General features: G+C 45.3%; 15 protein-coding genes. All 15 read right to left on the reverse strand.

What is annotated here, in order from left to right; genetic code table 11:
- Positions 1-15 precede the first annotated feature (15 nt).
- Positions 16-285 (reverse strand): 30S ribosomal protein S15, encoded by a 270-nt coding sequence (gene rpsO / locus NYE58_RS22605; protein ID WP_036656390.1) that lies wholly within the window; start codon positions 283-285, stop codon positions 16-18.
- 148 nt (positions 286-433) lie between these two features.
- Complete coding sequence (locus NYE58_RS22610) at positions 434-1,381, reverse strand: bifunctional riboflavin kinase/FAD synthetase (RefSeq protein WP_076127848.1); 948 nt, start codon at positions 1,379-1,381, stop codon at positions 434-436.
- 37 nt (positions 1,382-1,418) lie between these two features.
- The gene (gene truB, locus NYE58_RS22615; protein ID WP_076127847.1) at positions 1,419-2,333 is read right to left on the reverse strand and encodes a tRNA pseudouridine(55) synthase TruB; all 915 of its coding nucleotides are present in this window, start codon (positions 2,331-2,333) and stop codon (positions 1,419-1,421) included.
- Complete coding sequence (locus tag NYE58_RS22620) at positions 2,330-3,307, reverse strand: DHH family phosphoesterase (protein ID WP_076106341.1); 978 nt, start codon at positions 3,305-3,307, stop codon at positions 2,330-2,332. Before NYE58_RS22620 ends, truB begins: the two co-directional genes overlap by 4 nt.
- A gap of 72 nt (positions 3,308-3,379) precedes the next feature.
- Positions 3,380-3,727, reverse strand: coding sequence for a 30S ribosome-binding factor RbfA (gene rbfA / locus NYE58_RS22625; protein ID WP_076127845.1), 348 nt, complete (start codon positions 3,725-3,727; stop codon positions 3,380-3,382).
- Positions 3,728-3,745: 18 nt separating this feature from the next.
- Positions 3,746-6,415 carry a translation initiation factor IF-2 gene (infB, locus tag NYE58_RS22630; RefSeq protein ID WP_076276214.1) on the reverse strand — a complete coding sequence of 890 codons (2,670 nt, stop codon included), beginning with the start codon at positions 6,413-6,415 and terminating at the stop codon, positions 3,746-3,748.
- Complete coding sequence (locus tag NYE58_RS22635) at positions 6,408-6,731, reverse strand: YlxQ family RNA-binding protein (RefSeq protein WP_036688466.1); 324 nt, start codon at positions 6,729-6,731, stop codon at positions 6,408-6,410. Before NYE58_RS22635 ends, infB begins: the two co-directional genes overlap by 8 nt.
- On the reverse strand, positions 6,724-7,032 hold the full coding sequence (rnpM, locus tag NYE58_RS22640) for an RNase P modulator RnpM (RefSeq protein ID WP_036688467.1): 309 nt from the start codon (positions 7,030-7,032) through the stop codon (positions 6,724-6,726). The genes NYE58_RS22635 and rnpM overlap by 8 nt, the downstream gene beginning before the upstream one ends.
- Positions 7,033-7,060: 28 nt before the next feature.
- On the reverse strand, positions 7,061-8,158 hold the full coding sequence (gene nusA, locus NYE58_RS22645; RefSeq protein WP_036688470.1) for a transcription termination factor NusA: 1,098 nt from the start codon (positions 8,156-8,158) through the stop codon (positions 7,061-7,063).
- Positions 8,159-8,184: 26 nt separating this feature from the next.
- Entirely contained in the window at positions 8,185-8,652 is a 468-nt protein-coding gene (gene rimP, locus NYE58_RS22650; protein ID WP_076127842.1) for a ribosome maturation factor RimP, read from the reverse strand.
- Positions 8,653-8,851: 199 nt separating this feature from the next.
- On the reverse strand, positions 8,852-13,180 hold the full coding sequence (locus tag NYE58_RS22655) for a PolC-type DNA polymerase III (protein WP_076276213.1): 4,329 nt from the start codon (positions 13,178-13,180) through the stop codon (positions 8,852-8,854).
- 266 nt (positions 13,181-13,446) lie between these two features.
- Entirely contained in the window at positions 13,447-14,895 is a 1,449-nt protein-coding gene (gene proS / locus NYE58_RS22660; protein WP_036688477.1) for a proline--tRNA ligase, read from the reverse strand.
- A 25-nt stretch (positions 14,896-14,920) separates the two neighbouring features.
- Positions 14,921-16,195: an RIP metalloprotease RseP gene (rseP, locus tag NYE58_RS22665; protein ID WP_076127839.1), complete on the reverse strand. Its 1,275-nt coding sequence runs from the start codon at positions 16,193-16,195 to the stop codon at positions 14,921-14,923.
- 247 nt (positions 16,196-16,442) lie between these two features.
- Positions 16,443-17,582, reverse strand: a complete 1,140-nt coding sequence (locus tag NYE58_RS22670) for a 1-deoxy-D-xylulose-5-phosphate reductoisomerase (protein ID WP_076182634.1) — start codon at positions 17,580-17,582, stop codon at positions 16,443-16,445.
- A gap of 23 nt (positions 17,583-17,605) precedes the next feature.
- A complete protein-coding gene (locus tag NYE58_RS22675) occupies positions 17,606-18,409 on the reverse strand; it encodes a phosphatidate cytidylyltransferase (RefSeq protein ID WP_076276212.1) in 804 nt (267 codons plus the stop codon).
- Positions 18,410-18,429 lie beyond the last annotated feature (20 nt).

Consider the following 18,429-nt stretch of genomic DNA (forward strand, 5'->3'; position numbering starts at 1 on the left):
TAATCTTATGGAAAATTAACGACGCAATCCCAGTCTTTCGATCAGGGCGCTGTAACGTCTGATGTCTTTGTTTTTCAAATACGCCAGAAGTTTACGACGTTGTCCAACCATTTTCAACAATCCACGACGGGAGTGATGATCTTTCTTGTGCGTACGCAAGTGGTCAGTCAAATTAACGATGTTCTCCGTTAGGATAGCAACTTGCACCTCAGGGGATCCAGTATCGGATTCGTGAGTTTTGTGCTCGTCGATCAATTGATGTTTACGTTCTTGAGTTAATGCCATCCTGTTCACCTCCTTCAATATAATCGCCACTAGCCTCGTCACCGTCGGTGAGAACGTGCAACCAAGCTAAGGTTATGATGCTGTAAGCCAGCAACGTTACTTAGTATAGCATCTCCATTAACAAAAGTAAACGGCTTGTCCGGTATGACTATAAATTATACTCCAGAATCTTCTTCGCGGTTTCTGCATCCTCGCCAATCTGAGTAATCAATGCTCCAATGGAGTCAAACTTCCGTTCTGGACGAATGTAAGCTACCAATTCTACCTTAAGCTCTTGATCATACAGGTCACCCTCGAAGTCAAAAAGATGAACCTCAAAGCTCGGAGTTAACACACCCTCATGAAAGGTTGGTTTAACACCCACATTCATAACCCCGTACAGAACTTTATCCTTATAAAAGACTCGGACCGCATATACACCTTTGGTCGGAATGACAAAATGATCACTGAGCTTCAAATTGGCAGTTGGAAAACCAATTGTGCGGCCTCTCTTCTCACCATGCCCCACTTCACCACGCAGATGATAGCAACGTCCGAACCAGGAGTTTGCCAGCCCCAGATCTCCATTTTGGAGACTTTTACGAATGCCGGAGCTGCTAACCTTTTCACCTTCAAGCAGAAAAGGAGGAGCAACTTCCACATTCATAACACCTTCACCCAGTTTGCGAAGCATCTCAACATCGCCTTCACCTTGGTAGCCAAAGCGAAAGTCAAAGCCAACAACTGCTGTTACAATATGTAGCGGTAAAAGCATAACAGAGACAAAATTCTGTGGACTAACCCGGGAAAGCTGCTCATTAAATTCAACAACATACAGGATATCGACACCCATGCTGGCAAGAATCTCTTGCTTTTCAAAGGGTGGCGTCAAGTACCCTTCATAATCTCCCTTACCCATAACATCTTTGGGATGAGGATGAAATGTAAGGACTGCAGCCGGCACACCTTGTTTACGGGCTAAGGCTACAGCGGATGTAATGACGCTGGCATGTCCACGATGCAGGCCGTCAAACTGCCCTAGAGCAGCCACTTGAGGTTGTGCCCATTCGGCAGCAGTCTCCGGCGACATCGGATAGGTTAACGTTACGGTTCTCACGCTGTTTCTCACCTACAATTCACTTGGTAAAATTGATTTAAGCTTGTGCAAACACCTTTACTGGGGCAATAGCACCTGTCTCTTCCAGCTCATAAATGCCAAGAAACAATCCCTGAAGATCGTATAGCCGAATTTGACCTGTTGTCTTCACTTCTGGAGCAATGAACCGCGAAGACAAACGTTGCCCTTGCAGTGCTGCCTTCTTCTTCTCATCCATAACGGTATGCTTAGGCAAATGCGAAATTGCCTCATCAGCAGCGATTAAATGATCTTCCAATGTTCCGGCTTCCTTGTGCGCGGCAATATCCTCAAGGGATAAACAATGGCTGGCAGAAATTCCTGCCGACATTGTTCTCTCCAGCTTCACCATTACACCCGGCAGTCCAAGCGCACGACCGATATCTACACAAAGTGTACGAATATACGTGCCTTTGGAGCATAATACCCGGAAAGTGATGTCGGGATGATTACCTTCCCAAGTCATATCCGTCATTTCGATTTCATAAATCTCTACTTCGCGACTTTTCCGTTCAACGGTTTTGCCTTCTCTAGCCAATTCATAAAGACGTTTGCCGTCGACTTTCACCGCAGAGTACATGGGAGGAACCTGAGAAATTACGCCTTTGAAAGAGGCAAGTACTGCAAGAATCTCTTCCTCAGTTACATGAACCTCATCAACAGTTTCCGTAATGGTTCCAGTTAAGTCTTCAGTATCACTGGACATCCCCAGTCTCAGTGTTGCCACATATTCTTTGGGCAGCTCCTGAATATACTCCACAACGCGAGTCGCACGTCCCAGACAAAGCGGCAATACACCAGTCACTTGGGGATCTAGTGTCCCCGTATGACCAATTCGTTTCATGCCGAGAATCCGACGTGCCTTGGCTACAACATCATGTGAAGTGAAGCCTGCCGGTTTATAAACCGCCAGAACACCTTCTAATTCACTCATAAATGACGTCTTACCTCCTCAAGCACCTGAGCTATTGCCTCTTCAAGCGTAGCTTCTATACGCGCACCTGCAGCACGGGTATGACCGCCGCCTCCAAACGTTTGCGCCAATGCAGCCACGTCAACTTTACCGGCAGAACGCAGGCTAACCTTGACCGCATGTTCGTGAATAACTTTAAAAAGAATGCCTACTTCCACGCCCCGAATATTACGAGGGTAGTTTACGATTCCTTCCAAATCTTCATTAGCAGCAGCACATTCGATCATATGCTCGGGTGTAACATATAGCCAGGCAATATCTCCTTCAGGAGATAATTCCAGCGTATTTAAGGCTTTATTTAATATTTTAACCTGTGGCAGCGTCATTTCTTCAAGCAATGTCTCAGCGAGTTCAGGACCGTTAACCCCAAGGGATAATAGCTCAGATACAGCTGCCATTACTTTTGGTGATGTGTTGGTATAACGAAAACCACCGGTATCTGTTAACAGACCCGTATATATAGCTGTGGCGATATCAATATCCCATTCGATCTCGAATGTCTTCAGCAGGTCGAACAAAATTTCCGCTGTCGCAGCTGCATCCGGTTTGATTAAATTAACGAATCCATAACCGTTATTTGTTGGATGGTGATCAATGTTCAGGATAAGAGCCTCATTCGCAAAATAGCGATTTGTCAGCCCTACACGCTGAAAATCCGCACAATCCACACAGATGACGTTGCTGTATTGACGGGGCGGTTCACTAGAGGCCATATTGATGATTTCATCCGAATGCCATAGGTATTCCATTCGCTTCGGGATCGGTCCTTCATTCAGCATAGTATATTTTTTGCCCAGACATGAGAGAAGCCAGCCCACCGCAAGGGTGGAGCTGACTGCATCTCCGTCCGGCTGAACATGCGACACTACAAGGTAATCGTCGTGTTCCAGCAGAAACTCACGGGTCTGCTGGAGACTTTGTTCATAGCTCTGCATTCGCCGTCTCCTTTTTAAAGGTTGTTCAAAATAGCATAACGCTATTTTGAACCCCACTTTAATCACTTATTTCTAATCGTTCTTATGAAGCTCTCCAAGAAGCTTCTCAATATGACTGCCATAAGCGACAGATTCGTCGAACTTGAAGATCAGCTCCGGTGTATGCCGAAGGCGAATGGCCTTGCCAAGCTCTGAGCGAAGAAAACCATTGGCTTTCTCAATCGCTTTAAGCGAGTCTGACTTCTGCTCTTCATCCCCGAACACGCTTAGGTATACCTTGGCTTGCGATAGATCGTTAGTCACGTCTACGCCAGTTACAGTTACAAAACCGATTCGAGGGTCTTTCAGACCGCTTTGGATAAGTTGACTAAGCTCTTTCTTGATCTGCTCGCCCACTCGTCCTGCTCTAATTTTAGACATCTATATTCACCTCTTCGCTTAGCGCTCTACAGTTTCCATAAGAAACGCTTCGATAATGTCGCCCTCTTGGACGTCATTATAGCGTTCCAAAGTTATGCCACATTCATAACCTTGCGCCACTTCTTTGGCATCATCTTTGAAACGTTTCAAAGTATCAACCTTACCTGTGAACACTACGATTCCGCTACGGATCAAGCGCATTTCAGCATTACGGGTAATTTTACCGGAAGTAACCATACATCCTGCAATGGTTCCCACTTTGCTGATTTTGAACACGCTGCGAACTTCGGCGTGACCGATAACATTCTCTTTATAGATAGGATCGAGCATACCTTTCATGGCACTTTCGATTTCTTCAATTACGTTGTAGATAATGTTGTGCAGACGAACATCTACTTTTTCTTGCTCAGCAGCTGCTTTGGTCTGTGCGTCTGGACGAACGTTAAAGCCGATAACGATAGCATTCGATGCTGCTGCAAGCGTAATATCGGATTCAGTAATCGCACCAGCACCGCTGTGAATGATCTTCACGCGCACGCCTTCCACTTCGATCTTAGCCAAGGATCCTTTAAGCGCCTCGACTGAACCTTGTACGTCAGCTTTGATAATCACGTTAAGGTCTTTGATCTCGCCATCTTTAATGTGCTGGAACAGATCATCCAAAGTTACACGGGTGTTCGTATTCAGCTCAGATTGACGTTGGGAAGTAGAACGTCTATCAGCAATCGCACGCGCCTTACGCTCGTCTTCAAAAGCCATAAACGGATCGCCAGCTTGTGGCACCTCAGTCAAACCAGTAATTTCTACTGGAGTAGATGGTCCAGCTTCTTTGATCTTACGACCTTTATCATTGACCATCGCACGTACACGTCCGAAGCAGTTACCTGCTACAAAGGCATCGCCGACTTTCAACGTACCGTTCTGAACGAGTATACGAGCAACTGGTCCACGGGATTTATCAAGCTCAGCTTCTATAACAGTACCGCGTGCCCGTTTGTCAGGGTTCGCTTTGTACTCATTAACTTCAGCTACGAGCAGGATCATTTCCAGCAGTTCTTCCAAGTTAATACGTTGTTTCGCAGAGAGGTTAACGAAGATGGTATCTCCACCCCACTCTTCAGGAACAAGTTCATAACTTGTAAGCTCTTGCTTCACCTTATCAGGATCTGCACCCGGTTTGTCGATTTTATTAACAGCGACAATAATCGGAAGTCCAGCAGCCTTAGCGTGTGCAATAGCTTCAACGGTCTGAGGCATAACACCGTCATCAGCAGCTACTACGATAATTGTCATATCCGTAACCTGTGCACCACGAGCACGCATAGCAGTAAATGCTTCGTGACCAGGTGTATCAAGGAACGTGATTTTCTTTTGGTTGATTTCGACTTGATAAGCACCGATGTGCTGAGTGATTCCGCCGGCTTCGCCTAGCGTCACATTGGTCGAACGAATAGCATCAAGTAGTGTAGTTTTACCATGGTCAACGTGACCCATAATAGTAACTACTGGAGGACGAGTCTGAAGATCCTCTTCATTGTCATTCTCTTCCACTGTTTCGAAGCTGTCCTCGTCAACAGGAATCTTCACTTCTACTTCTACGCCAAATTCAGCAGCGAGTAGCAAAATGGTGTCGATATCAAGTTCTTGGTTGATGGTAGCCATAACACCCATCGAAATCAGCTTTTTGATTACTTCAGAAGCATCCTTGTGAAGCAATTTCGCTGTTTCACCAACGGTCATGCTGCCACGAACGATGATTTTCTTAGGCGTGTTATCGATCTTCTCGCGGTGTACCATTGGCTGGTTCTTGCCACGGCCATTCTTACCACCACGACCGCGGTAGTTACCACCTTTACCATCATCGAAACGTCTTTGATTATTATTCGGTCTGCCACCAGTTGTGTTCTTTTTAGGACCTCTGTCATCACCGCGTGTGAAACCTCCGCCTGTGCCAGATTGACCTTGTGGACGGCTGTCAGTGCGTGGTGCACTGCTTTGTCCTTGCGGACGGCTGCCACTTGTGTTGCTGCCTTGTGGACGGCTTCCACCAGTGTTGCTGCCTTGTGGGCGGCTACCACCAGTATTGCTGCCTTGCGGACGGCTGCCACCGGTATTGCTACCTTGTGGACGGTTGCCGCCAGTATTACTGCTTTGCGGGCGGCTGCCACCGGTATTGCTACCTTGTGGGCGATTGCCGCCAGTAGTGCTGCCTTGCGGGCGGCTGCTGCTAGTACTGCTAGTACTGCTAGTACTGTTAGTACGTGGAGCACCGCTTTGTTGCGGACGTGCATTCTGCGTTGAACCTGTTTGTGTTCTGCGGGAATCTTGTCCGCTTTGGGGCCTTGGGGACGTCGTCGATTGGTTGTTGTTTTGGTTACTGTTCATACCTACCTGCTTTTCCTGTTGATTTTTGTTGGCATTCTGAGCACTTTGAGGTTCGGCTGTTACCGCACCGGTTGTTACCGGCCGGCTGCTGGTGCCGGTATCCCGCTTGGCTGCAGCGTTTGATTTGATATCCTTAAAGAACTGTTCAACTTTGTTCACGGATCCATTCTCCATGACACTCATATGATTATTCACAGGTACATTCAAACGCTTCAGAATAGTAATAATTTCTTTACTGCTCATGTTTAGTGACTTGGCGTATTCGTACACGCGCAATTTATCTTTGTTCTCTTCTTTAGTCAATAAATCCACCTCCGACAGTATCTCCGAGTTGCTTGGAGATCATTTCCGCGAATCCTTTATCCGTAATGGCCAGTACTACACGCTGGTCTTTACCAATACTTGCACCGAGTTCATCCCGGTGAAATGCGATTACTAGTGGAATATCGTAAGTTCCGCATTTATCACGGAACTTTTTTTGGGTATTATCTGAAGCGTCACCTGCCAGAACGACCAGCTTCGCCTCTGAAGACCGTACAGCTTTGAGTACAGCCTCGTCACCGGTGACTATCTTGCCTGCTCTCATGGCAAGCCCTAAATAAGAAAGCGCCTTACTCATTATCCTCACTATCCTTTGCTGCTAGAAACTGCTCTTCCACGGAAGTAAACTCCCGGGCTAGCTGGGCGTAGATTTCAGGACTCACTTGACATTTCAATGCACGGTCAAGTGCTTTGTTCTTTTGTGCCAGCTGAAAGCATTCAAGCTTGCCGCATATGTAAGCACCACGGCCTGACTTCTTGCCCGTCAGATCAATCAGCACTTCACCTTCAGGCGTTCTTACCACACGAATCAGCTCTTTTTTAGGCATCATCTCTTGGGTAGCAACGCATTTACGCAGCGGCACCTTTTTTTGTTTCATAACAAACGCCTCCCGTCAAGCAGGTTAATTAATCTATGGAGACGGAATCCTGATGCATTTCATCAATAGAAGATTTCGGTCTGCCGTATTCCTGCTCCGCTTGAGTTTCACTCTTGATATCAATCTTCCAGCCGGTAAGTTTAGCGGCAAGACGTGCATTTTGCCCTTTAATACCGATAGCCAGTGACAATTGATAATCAGGAACGATCACTCTCGCCATCTTCTCCGCTTCAAAGACTTGAACTTCAAGAACCTTTGAAGGGCTAAGTGCATTCGCAACATATTCCTGCACCAGATCAGAATAACGGACGATATCGATCTTCTCACCGCGAAGCTCAGTAACGATGGTCTGAACGCGTGTGCCTCTTGGACCTACGCAAGAACCAACGGGATCTACTTCTGGATTGCGGGAATACACAGCAATCTTCGAGCGGAAGCCAGCTTCACGGGCTACAGAACGAATCTCAACTACACCGTCAAATATTTCAGGAACTTCAAGCTCGAACAGACGCTTCAGTAATCCAGGATGACTGCGGGAGAGCATAATCTGCGGACCTTTTGTTGTATTCTCAACTTTTGTGATATAAGCCTTGATGCGTTCGCTTTGTTTGAACTTTTCACCTGGCATCAATTCGCTAAGCGGAAGAACCGCTTCGATTTTACCAAGATCAATGTAAATGTTCCGCATATCTTGACGTTGAACTAGTCCAGTAACGATATCATCTTCTTTGTCGATAAAAGCATTATAGATAAGTCCACGCTCTGCCTCGCGAATTCGTTGAGTTACAACCTGCTTAGCAGTCTGTGCGGCAATACGTCCAAAATCACGCGGTGTCACTTCAAGCTCAGCGATATCTTCCAGCTGGAAATGCGGGTTAATTTCTCTGGCTGCCGGCAATGAGATTTCAGTCCTTGTATCCAGGACCTCCTCAACAATTAACTTGCGGGCAAACACTTTAATGACACCTGTATTGCGATTCATGTCAACACGCACGTTCTGTGCTGCATTGAAATTACGTTTATAACTAGAGATCAGCGCCGCTTCAATCGCTTCAAACAGCACATCTTTACTGATGCCTCTCTCCCTCTCCAGCTCATTCATTGCTTCAATAAACTCCATACTCATGAATTTCCGGCCCCCCTTTCAAGACGTTAAAAAATAATGGCCAATCTCGCACTTGCGACCTTGGCGTACGGTACTACATGTTCTTTTTTGCCCGCGGAGATGAGCAGTTCCTCGTTCTCGAACGAGAGCAAACGACCTTCAAATTCTTTGAGTCCTTGAATCGGCTCATAAACAGTCACATACACGTCCTTACCTACCGCTTTAGCTACATCCGCAGCTTTTTTGAGAGGACGCTCTGCTCCCGGCGAGGAAACCTCAAGGAAATATGCCTCAGGAATAGGATCATTCTCATCTAACTTCTGACTGAAATATTCGCTAATGATCCCGCAGTCATCAATATCAATGCCGCCTTCTTTATCTACGAATATACGCAGAAACCAATTGGAGCCTTCCTTCACGTATTCAACGTCCACCAGTTCGAAACCATTGTCGTCGAGATAGGGCCCGAGCATCTGCTCTACCGTTTGTTTAATTTTAGATTTGGGTGTGCTCAAAAGAAAATTACCTCCACGAACTTGTCTTTTGCTATATACCAAAGATAAAGAGTGGGTTTCCCCACTCTTTACACAACGGACTTATCTCATTATTACCAAAGAAATTATACCATAGGGAAACTGGACTGACAAGTGCTAGCCCTTGACTCCCCCTTTGGAGCACTCTTTTCTAGCCATGAAATAAGTGTTGTTAAAGCCTTTAAAATAGGGAAAGTTGATTGCTTTCCGGTAAGCCGCGGAAGCAGCCCATGCCGGTCAGCAGCTCAATAACCGTCTTACTTGCCTTTGATTTCTGCTGGAAATCTTCAATAGACAGGAACTCGCCAGCATCTTTCGCAGCAGCTATGTTGATAGCAGCATTCTCACCAATTCCCGCTAAAGCAGAAAACGGAGGAATCAAACTCTTGTCATCAACAATAAACTTATTCGCTTCTGAGCGGTAAAGATCAATGTTTTTGAATGTAAACCCACGTGCCGTCATCTCCAAAGCCATCTCAAGGACAGGCAACATAGCCTTTTCCTTAGGCAAAGCTTGAAATCCTTTTTGCTCAATTTCTACGATCTGACGGCTGATGGCTTCATACCCCTTACAGCACAATTCAATATCAAAATCTGCTGCACGTACAGAGAAATAAGTCGCATAATATTCAATAGGATGATACAGCTTGAAGTAGGCGGTACGTACTGCAGAAATTACGTATGCAGCAGCATGCGCCTTCGGGAACATGTATTGAATCTTTAGACAAGAATCAATATACCATTGTGGGACCTTGCACTTTTTCATTTCCTCGATCCATTCGTCAGACAAACCTTTACCTTTACGAACACTCTCGGTAATTTTAAAGGCCAAGCTCGCATCCATTCCCGCTTTATAAATTAAGAAGAGCATGATGTCATCACGACAACCGATAACGGTCTTAATGTTACAAGTGTTATTCTTTATAAGTTCTTGAGCGTTACCAAGCCAAACTCCAGTACCATGAGACAAACCTGATATTTGCAGTAAGTCAGCAAAGCTGGACGGCTTCGACTCAATAAGCATTTGACGTACGAACTTGGTACCCATTTCGGGCACACCATAGGTCGCAACCGGTGATCTGATTTCGTCAGGTCTTACTCCAAGTGCATCTGTAGAGTTAAACATGCTCATTACTTTCGGGTCATTCATCGGGATAGAAGTTGGATCAACACCTGTCAAATCCTGAAGCATCCGCATCATCGTCGGATCATCATGACCCAGAATATCAAGCTTCAGCAAATTCGCGTCAAAAGCGTGATAATCAAAGTGTGTGGTCTTCCATTCAGCATTGACATCATCCGCCGGGAATTGTACTGGCGTAATATCTTCTACCTCCATATAGTCTGGAACAACGACTATACCACCCGGATGCTGTCCCGTACTACGTTTAACGCCTGTACAGCCAGCCGCCAGACGGCCAACTTCAGCTCCACGCCAACGTTTCTGGTGAAGTTCTTCGTATTTTTTTGCAAATCCGAAGGCTGTCTTCTCAGCTACGGTACCAATCGTTCCGGCACGGAATACATTTTTCTCACCAAACATTTCTTTGGTAAAGTTATGTGCATTCGGCTGATATTCCCCTGAGAAGTTCAAGTCGATATCGGGGACTTTATCCCCTTTAAATCCAAGGAAGGTCTCGAACGGAATATCCTGGCCTTCACCTTTGAGCTTCTGACCGCAATCCGGGCAGACTTTATCTGGTAAATCAAATCCGCTCCGCACACTACCGTCCAGGAACCATTCATTATGGCGACACTCGGGGTTAAGGCAAATATAATGTGCAGGTAAAGGATTAACTTCTGAAATTCCTAGAAATGTAGCTACTACAGAAGAACCTACGGAACCCCGTGAGCCTACGAGATACCCATCCTGATTTGACTTTTTAACGAGACGTTCAGAAATCAAATAGTTGGCAGAGAACCCGTATTTAATAATCGGTGCAAGCTCTTTCTCCAAACGGGCAATAACTACCTCAGGCAGCTCTTCACCGTAAATGGATTTGGCAGTATTGTAGCAGGTCTCGCGAATTTCTTCGTCCGCCCCGTCAATAATTGGTGTAAATAGCTTATCTGGAAATAGCTCCAGTTCTTCAAAACGCTCCGCCAGCTCAACTGTATTTGTGACAACGACTTCCATCGCTTTTTCAGCACCAAGAAATTCGAATTCAGACAGCATTTCATCTGTTGTGCGGAAGTGTGCATCCGGTTTGCGTTGGTCTTTAAGCGGACTAAAGCCCGTGATCCCATTAATCGTAATATCACGATACAGCTTGTCCCGGGGTTCAAGATAATGCACATTCCCCGTTGCGATAACAGGTTTATTCAACTGTTCCCCTATTTCGCAAACCTTCCGGACTACATCGCGAAGCTCATCAGGGCCTGCTACAAAGCCCTTGTCCACCAAGTGCATGTACATGGTCAATGGCTGAATCTCCAGCACATCATAAAAATGAGCAACCTCCATGGCTTCCTCAGTCGTTTTGTTGAGTACTGCTTCAAAAAACTCTCCACGTTCACAACCCGAAATCACGAGCAGTCCATCTCTATGCTCTTCCAGCTTGGATTTCGGAATACAAGGTACACGTTTGAAATATTCCGTATGTGACATGGAAATGAGCTTATAGAGATTTTTTTTCCCTATTTGATTTAGTGCATAAATATTACAGTGGAACGGTCGTGTGTTCGAAAGATCATTACCCACATAATCGTTTAGTCGATCAAGGCGGGTCATGCCCTTCATCTTTTCAGCATCTGCGAGCAATCCTGTTAATATACCGCCGAGTGCTATGGTATCATCAATCGCACGGTGATGGCTTTCCAGAAGAACTTTATATTTATCGGCTAATGTGTTCAGCCTGTGATTCTTCATGCTTGGATATAGTAACCGCGCGAGCTCAAGCGTATCAAGAGATGGATTCGAAAGCACAGGTTCACCTATTTTACGTAACGAGGCCTGAATAAAACCCATATCAAATCTGGCGTTATGAGCTACAAGGATACTATCACCCACAAATTCAACAAACTTACGCAGTACTGGCTCAAGATCAGGAGCATCCTTAACCATTTCATCCGTAATATTGGTCAATTGCTGAATATGATAAGGGATTTTCTCATGCGGATTAACAAAAGTAGAATAACGGTCTACTTCTTTGCCTTCGCACATTTTAATGGCCGCCAGCTCCGTAATATTATTGCGGGTAATCGATAAACCCGTGGTTTCTATATCAAACACTACATAGGTAGCTGTCTTCAAGTCCAAAGGCTGAGCGTTCTCGACAATATTCACAGAGTCATTTACAACATTAGCTTCCACGCCATAAATCATTTTTATCTTATGCTTATGAGCTGCATGGTTTGCATCAGGAAAAGCCTGAACGCCGCCATGATCAGAAATCGCAATCGCAGGATGCCCCCACTGGGCAGCTGTTTTGACATAGGTAGTGATCGGAGTGACCGCATCCATCGTACTCATCGTAGTGTGAAGGTGGAATTCCACCCGTTTCTTAGGAGCTGTATCTTTACGCGCAGGCGGTGCCTTAACTTCCGTTAAATCCGAAGGGATCATCACGAGCTCAGGAATCTGCATAAAACGGTCATATTCTACTTTCCCGCGTGCTCTTACCCATTTGCCATTAGCTAGCTGACTCATAACCTTCAGATCATCTTTAGTCTTCGCGAACATCTTCATTTGTAGAGAATCCGTAAAATCGGTCAGACTGAAAGTGAACAAGGTACTGCCATTGCGAAGCTCCTTACGATCCAGACCAAAAATGGTACCCTGAATTGTAATTTTCTTCTCTTCATCTTGAATTTCAAGAATCGGCACGGCCTGTTCCTTAATTTCATACCCCACTTGAAGCTTAATTACTTCATTAGGATCGCTATCATCAGCAGGAGCTTCTGTTTCCACAGCAGTCATCATCTGCTCAACGATCTCGCGTTGTTCTTGCTGAAGCTTTTGCTGAAATTCTTCGAATGCTTCAACATTATTATTTTCGTTCTCCGCCATTAGTAATTTAACCTTTAAGGAGAGACCGAAATATTTATCATAAAATTTAATAATTGCTCCATCGATGCTTTTTTTGCGAGCTAACTCCATCGAAGTGGAATCACTCATCGTTAACATTAAAGTATCCTCTTTAAGCTCCTGTGAAGAGCGGGTCAGCCAGCCGTTTACCGATGGAATCTCCCGATGTACCCACTCCAGAAACAGTCCCCAATATTCCTGGACAAGCTCCGTTCTGCTAACCTTCTCATCATATATGAACAAAAAGCTTACTTTAGCTATATGCTGTAGCTTCTCACGCATTCTAAGGCAAAATGTCCGATATACCTGTGCTGGAACCAGACTATCTTTCGCTATAACGATTTGCCAGTCCCGGTTGCCACGACTGATCTCAACACGTTCTATATACCCATCCAAAAAGTAGGGGTCCATGATTGCAGGTGGAATTTCACCCTGCTTCATCAAGAGCTCGAACCTTTTTCTTCTCTCCTGGTTTTGTTCCATGCTTTCCTCCCACCTTTAATAACCCAGTTAAAACTATCCATGATATACAGTGAAAGTACAATATGATAAGAAGAAACGATGTAGTCGACTTTTAAAGACGACAACTGTTTCTCGTAAAAATATAAGAATTTATAGCGAAAACCTATAAATTCTTATATTTTAAAAAGCTTCTGGGTTCAAAAAGCATTGGGTTCTTACGGCCCGCCGACTCCTCTCGCCAGAAGCTAAATTAAAATACTACAAGACTGTTGATCGGTGCCTAAAGATTAATATGCCTTTGCAAAAACCACAGTATGCTTGGCTGGTTGGCCACAGCATATGCAGACTTGCTTAGTCTCCGCTGGATCAAAAGGAATATTGCGGCTACCCGCACCTGTCTCTTCCTTAACTTTGGACTCGCATTCTTCGGAACCACACCATCCCGCTAGAGCAAATCCACGTTTTTCGTCCATCGAAGCTTTCATTTCCTCCAAGGAATCTACAGAATAGAAATGGTCCTCACGGAATTTCAGTGCACGTTCGAACATTTCATTGTGAACCTGTTCAAGCATTGTTTGAACCTCTTCTACGAGGTTTTCCTGTTGAATAACCTTCTTCTCACCGGTGACACGTGAGACGAGAACGCAGACGCCATTCTCCATGTCACGTGGTCCAAGCTCCAAACGTACTGGCACTCCACGCATTTCATATTCATTAAACTTCCAGCCTGGGGTAACATCTGAACGATCATCCACACGTACACGAACGCCAGCATTCTTCAATTCCTTGAACAGCTCGTCCGTCCGCCCAATCACAGCTTCGCGGGTCTTAGGAGGTCCGATAGGAATCATAATAACTTGCGTTGGAGCTACCTTAGGCGGCAGAACAAGACCGCGGTCATCTCCATGCACCATAATCAGGGAGCCAATCAAGCGAGTGGTTGAGCCCCATGAAGTAGTGTGTACATACTCCAAATTATTGTCACGGCTTAAATATTGAATCTCAAAAGCTGTGGCAAACTTGGTGCCGAGGTAATGTGAAGTAGCAGCCTGAACAGCGCGTCCATCCTTCATCATCGCTTCAATAGAATACGTATCTACCGCACCGGCAAAACGCTCGGAAGGTGTCTTTTGTCCGGTAATAACCGGAATGGCAAGATAGGTCTCGACAAAATCACGGTAGTTATCCAGCATCCGCATAGTTTCTTCACGAGCTTCCGCTTCATTCTCATGCGCGGTATGCCCTTCTTGCCAAAGAAACTCAGTAGTGCGGATAAATGGCAATGTACGTTTCTCCCAACGAACCACGTTCGCCCATTGATTGATAAGTACAGGAAGGTCACGATAAGATTGAATCCATTTGGAGTACATGTGGCCAAACATGGTCTCTGAAGTAGGACGAACTGCGAGACGTTCCTCAAGTACGTCACCACCCGCTTCTGTTACCCATGGCAGCTCTGGATTAAAGCCTTCAATGTGATCCTTTTCCTTCTGAAAGAAACTCTCTGGAATGAACACTGGAAAATAAGCGTTTCGATGCCCAGTTTCCTTGAGGCGACGGTTCATTTCCTCCTGAATATGCTCCCATATTTCATAGCCTTCTGGCTTAAATACAATACAGCCACGAACAGGAGAGTAATCCATCAAGTCTCCTTTTTTAATAACATCAATATACCAGCGTGAGAAATCCTCGCTTTGCGGCGTGATTTCCGTAACGAATTGTTTATCTTTTGCCATGTAATGGAATGCCTCCCGAAGAAAATTAGCCGCTGATCAAACGTAAAATATCATTATACGTAACAGCAATCATTAATAAAAATAGCAGTGCAAAACCTACAAAGTGAACCATGCCTTCATGACCCGGATCCACAGGTTTGCCACGCAGTGCCTCTACACCTAGGAATGCCAGACGGCTTCCATCGAGTGCCGGAATCGGCAAGAGGTTAAATATTCCCAGATATAGACTCAAAATAGCGGCCCAGTATGTAAGATACTGAATACCTTGTTGAGCAATTTGACCGGTTACCTCAAACGTACGAACCGGACCTCCAATATCATCCATATTGAATTTATTGATCAATTGTTTAAAGCCCAAAAAGATAGCTTCTGTCGTATCGACCATAGCTTTTCCTGAACCTGTTATCGTCTCGCCAAAACCAGCTTTACGAGTAGGCAGCTCAGGAGTGATGCCTATTTTACCGCCTTCTTGCCCTTCCATACTACGAGGAACTAGCGTAACGTTAAGGGTTTCCTCGCCCCGCTGCAGCGTCCAGTTCATTTCTTTCCCTTTGGACTCCGAGGTCAAGCTAATCATTTTTTGGTAATCAGCACCGATCTTCTCACCATTGATGGAGACAATGATGTCGCCCTTTTGGAGTCCTGCTTCTTGCGCAGGCATTCCTTCGGAGACGTCGCCAATCTTAACAAAAGTAGGATTTTCAACTTGAATACCGACCATTTGCAAATGGATGGCGAAGAGTACAAAAGCTAACAGAAAGTTCATCACAGGACCCGCAACAATAGCCAACGCACGCTGACCCACGGTCTTGCTGCCGAATTGACGATCTTTAGGTGCAATTTGTGTCTGTTGCGTCCCTTTAATCATCATCGCTTGCGGATGAACATCATAAGTAGTAACTTCTCCGTCCACATCTAAGGTAATCTGCAATTTATCCTCGAGATCGGTATTCAGCGCCTCACCACGGATAACATTTCTACGGGTGTCTAGTGCATCCAGATAAATATTTTTAACTTTATTGTCTTGTCCGAGCCTTACCGCAATGGTCTGTCCAGAACCTATCTCGACAATCTCAGGATCTTCACCAGCCATACGGGCATAACCGCCAAAAGGCAGTAAGCGAAGAGTGAACTGAGTCTCATTCCGTTTATAAGAAAACAGTTTCGGACCGAAACCGATAGCAAATTCCCTCACGAGAATACCGGCGCGTTTGGCAAAATAATAGTGACCCCATTCGTGTACAGTCACAAGTACAAAAAACATGAGCACCGTTAAAAAAACGACCTGAACCATTTCCAAACGTATCATCCCCCTTTAGGTGTAAGACCGAAGTATGTCCTCTTAATTTATCATTATTCTCCGATCAGGCACAAGAGAATCAACTGTCCCAACCTATTTTTAGGGCAAAGTAAGTATTTCCAGTCAAGCAATAACGCCATCGGTGTCCCTTAAGGAGACGGTACGCGTTTACGCGAGAAATATAAGGATAATGTATAAAGTGAAACTTATACTTTCTTATATTTTGAAAAGGATATCTTTCTACGTTCTACAGCGTAGCTGCCAGTTCTCGAACACGTCTATCACAGGATTCAATTTGTTCCAGATTCGGATTATGCTCGTTATTATGACGATCTAGCACTTCTCCGATAATCTCCTCAATACGCAGGAACGAGATCTCATGACTCAAGAATCGAGCAACAGCTATTTCGTTCGCAGCATTAAAAGCTGTAGTCGCCGTTCCACCAGCTTTTCCACAATCTATCGCTAGCTTCAGTGCAGGGTAACGTTCAAAGTCCATTTCACGGAAGGTCAAACGTCCTATCTCAGCTAACGACAACCGCTGTGCCGGAGATTCCCAACGAGCTGGATAAGTAAGTGCATATTGAATCGGGACACGCATATCGGGATTGCCAAGCTGGGCAATAATACTGCTGTCACGGAATTCAACATAAGAGTGAATGATGCTCTCCGGGTGCAGCAGCACATTCACTTGTTCATACGGAAGACCGAATAACCAATGCGCTTCAATAACCTCTAGGCCCTTGTTCACCATTGTAGCAGAATCTATCGTTATTTTCGCGCCCATGCTCCAATTCGGATGACGAAGCGCATCTTCTACCGTCACATCCTTAAGCTGATCACGCGTGAAGTCGCGGAATGAGCCGCCGGATGCTGTTAAAGTAATGTAGGCAATATCTGAGATGTTCTCGCCATTGAGACATTGATAAATAGCTGAATGCTCACTATCAATCGGCAACAGCTTAACTCCCTTACGATTAGCGAGATTAGTGACCAAATGTCCGGCCGTTACTAATGTCTCCTTATTGGCGAGTCCAATATGTTTGCCAGCTTCAATTGCCGCTAGTGTTGATTGAAGCCCTACGCTCCCCATAACAGCCGTTACGACCATTTCGGCATCGCCGCCAGCCGCCACTTCAACAAGCCCTTCATTCCCGCTGTAAAGCTCTATACCAGAAGGTAGGCTGGATCTAATCTCATCTGCCAGCTCTTTCGTTGCCACAGAGACTCTACGCGGGTTAAAACGACGAACTTGCTCCAGCAATAATGTTGTATTTGTTCCGGCCGCCAAGCCATCTACTTCAAAAGAGTCTGGGTGCATTGCGATGACATCTAGAGTCTGAGTGCCGATCGAACCCGTCGAACCTAGAACACTTATTTTTTTCATAGTTATACTCTCTCTCCCTTCGTTTAATAGTAAGGCATAAGCATTACAATATGTACGAATGGAAATACGATAATCCAGCTGTCACATCGATCAAGAATACCGCCATGCCCTGGCAAAAGTGTACCTGAGTCTTTAATGCCATACGCACGTTTATAAGCTGACTGCACAAGATCTCCAAGCTGTCCTAATATCGCACAAGAAAGCCCAATAAGCAATGCTCGTCCTATCGTCAAGTGTTCAGGAGCAAGCAGCGCAAACACGATAGAAATAAGCATCGAGATCAGTACCCCGCCAACAGCACCTTCCACCGTTTTGTTAGGACTGATGGCCGGCCAGAGCTTGTTCTTGCCAAAGCTTCTGCCTACAAAATATGCCCCCGCATCACTGCCCCAAATGCAGAACAGGAGCAAAAAAGTCCAGAACAAACCATGTCCGTCATCCGATGCACGAGCCACGGCCATATAAGAGAAGCCCATTCCAATGTATACAATACCAGTAAACAGCAAGGCTGTTACTCGAATATCTAATTTATTTTTAGTAAAAACGGTGACCAGAAGGAACAATAACAGCAGAATCCAAATCCCTTGCTCCCAGGACAACGGCTCATTAACACCAAGCAAATTCCATGGGATCATGAAGCTTAGAATAGCTGCGTAACCCAGAACAGTAGTACCGGAAAGCGTAGGAATACCTATCATTTTGACAAATTCATAAAAACCTATAAGAGCCATAGCAATAAGCAGAACCTGATACGGCCAGTTTCCCAGTACACATAACCCTAAAAATAATATTCCGGCAACAATTCCGGTAATCAATCGCTGCTTCAAAGGTTCCATCTCCTAACAAG

This window comes from Paenibacillus sp. FSL L8-0708 (assembly GCF_038009325.1).
Lineage (GTDB): Bacteria > Bacillota > Bacilli > Paenibacillales > Paenibacillaceae > Paenibacillus_AQ > Paenibacillus_AQ odorifer.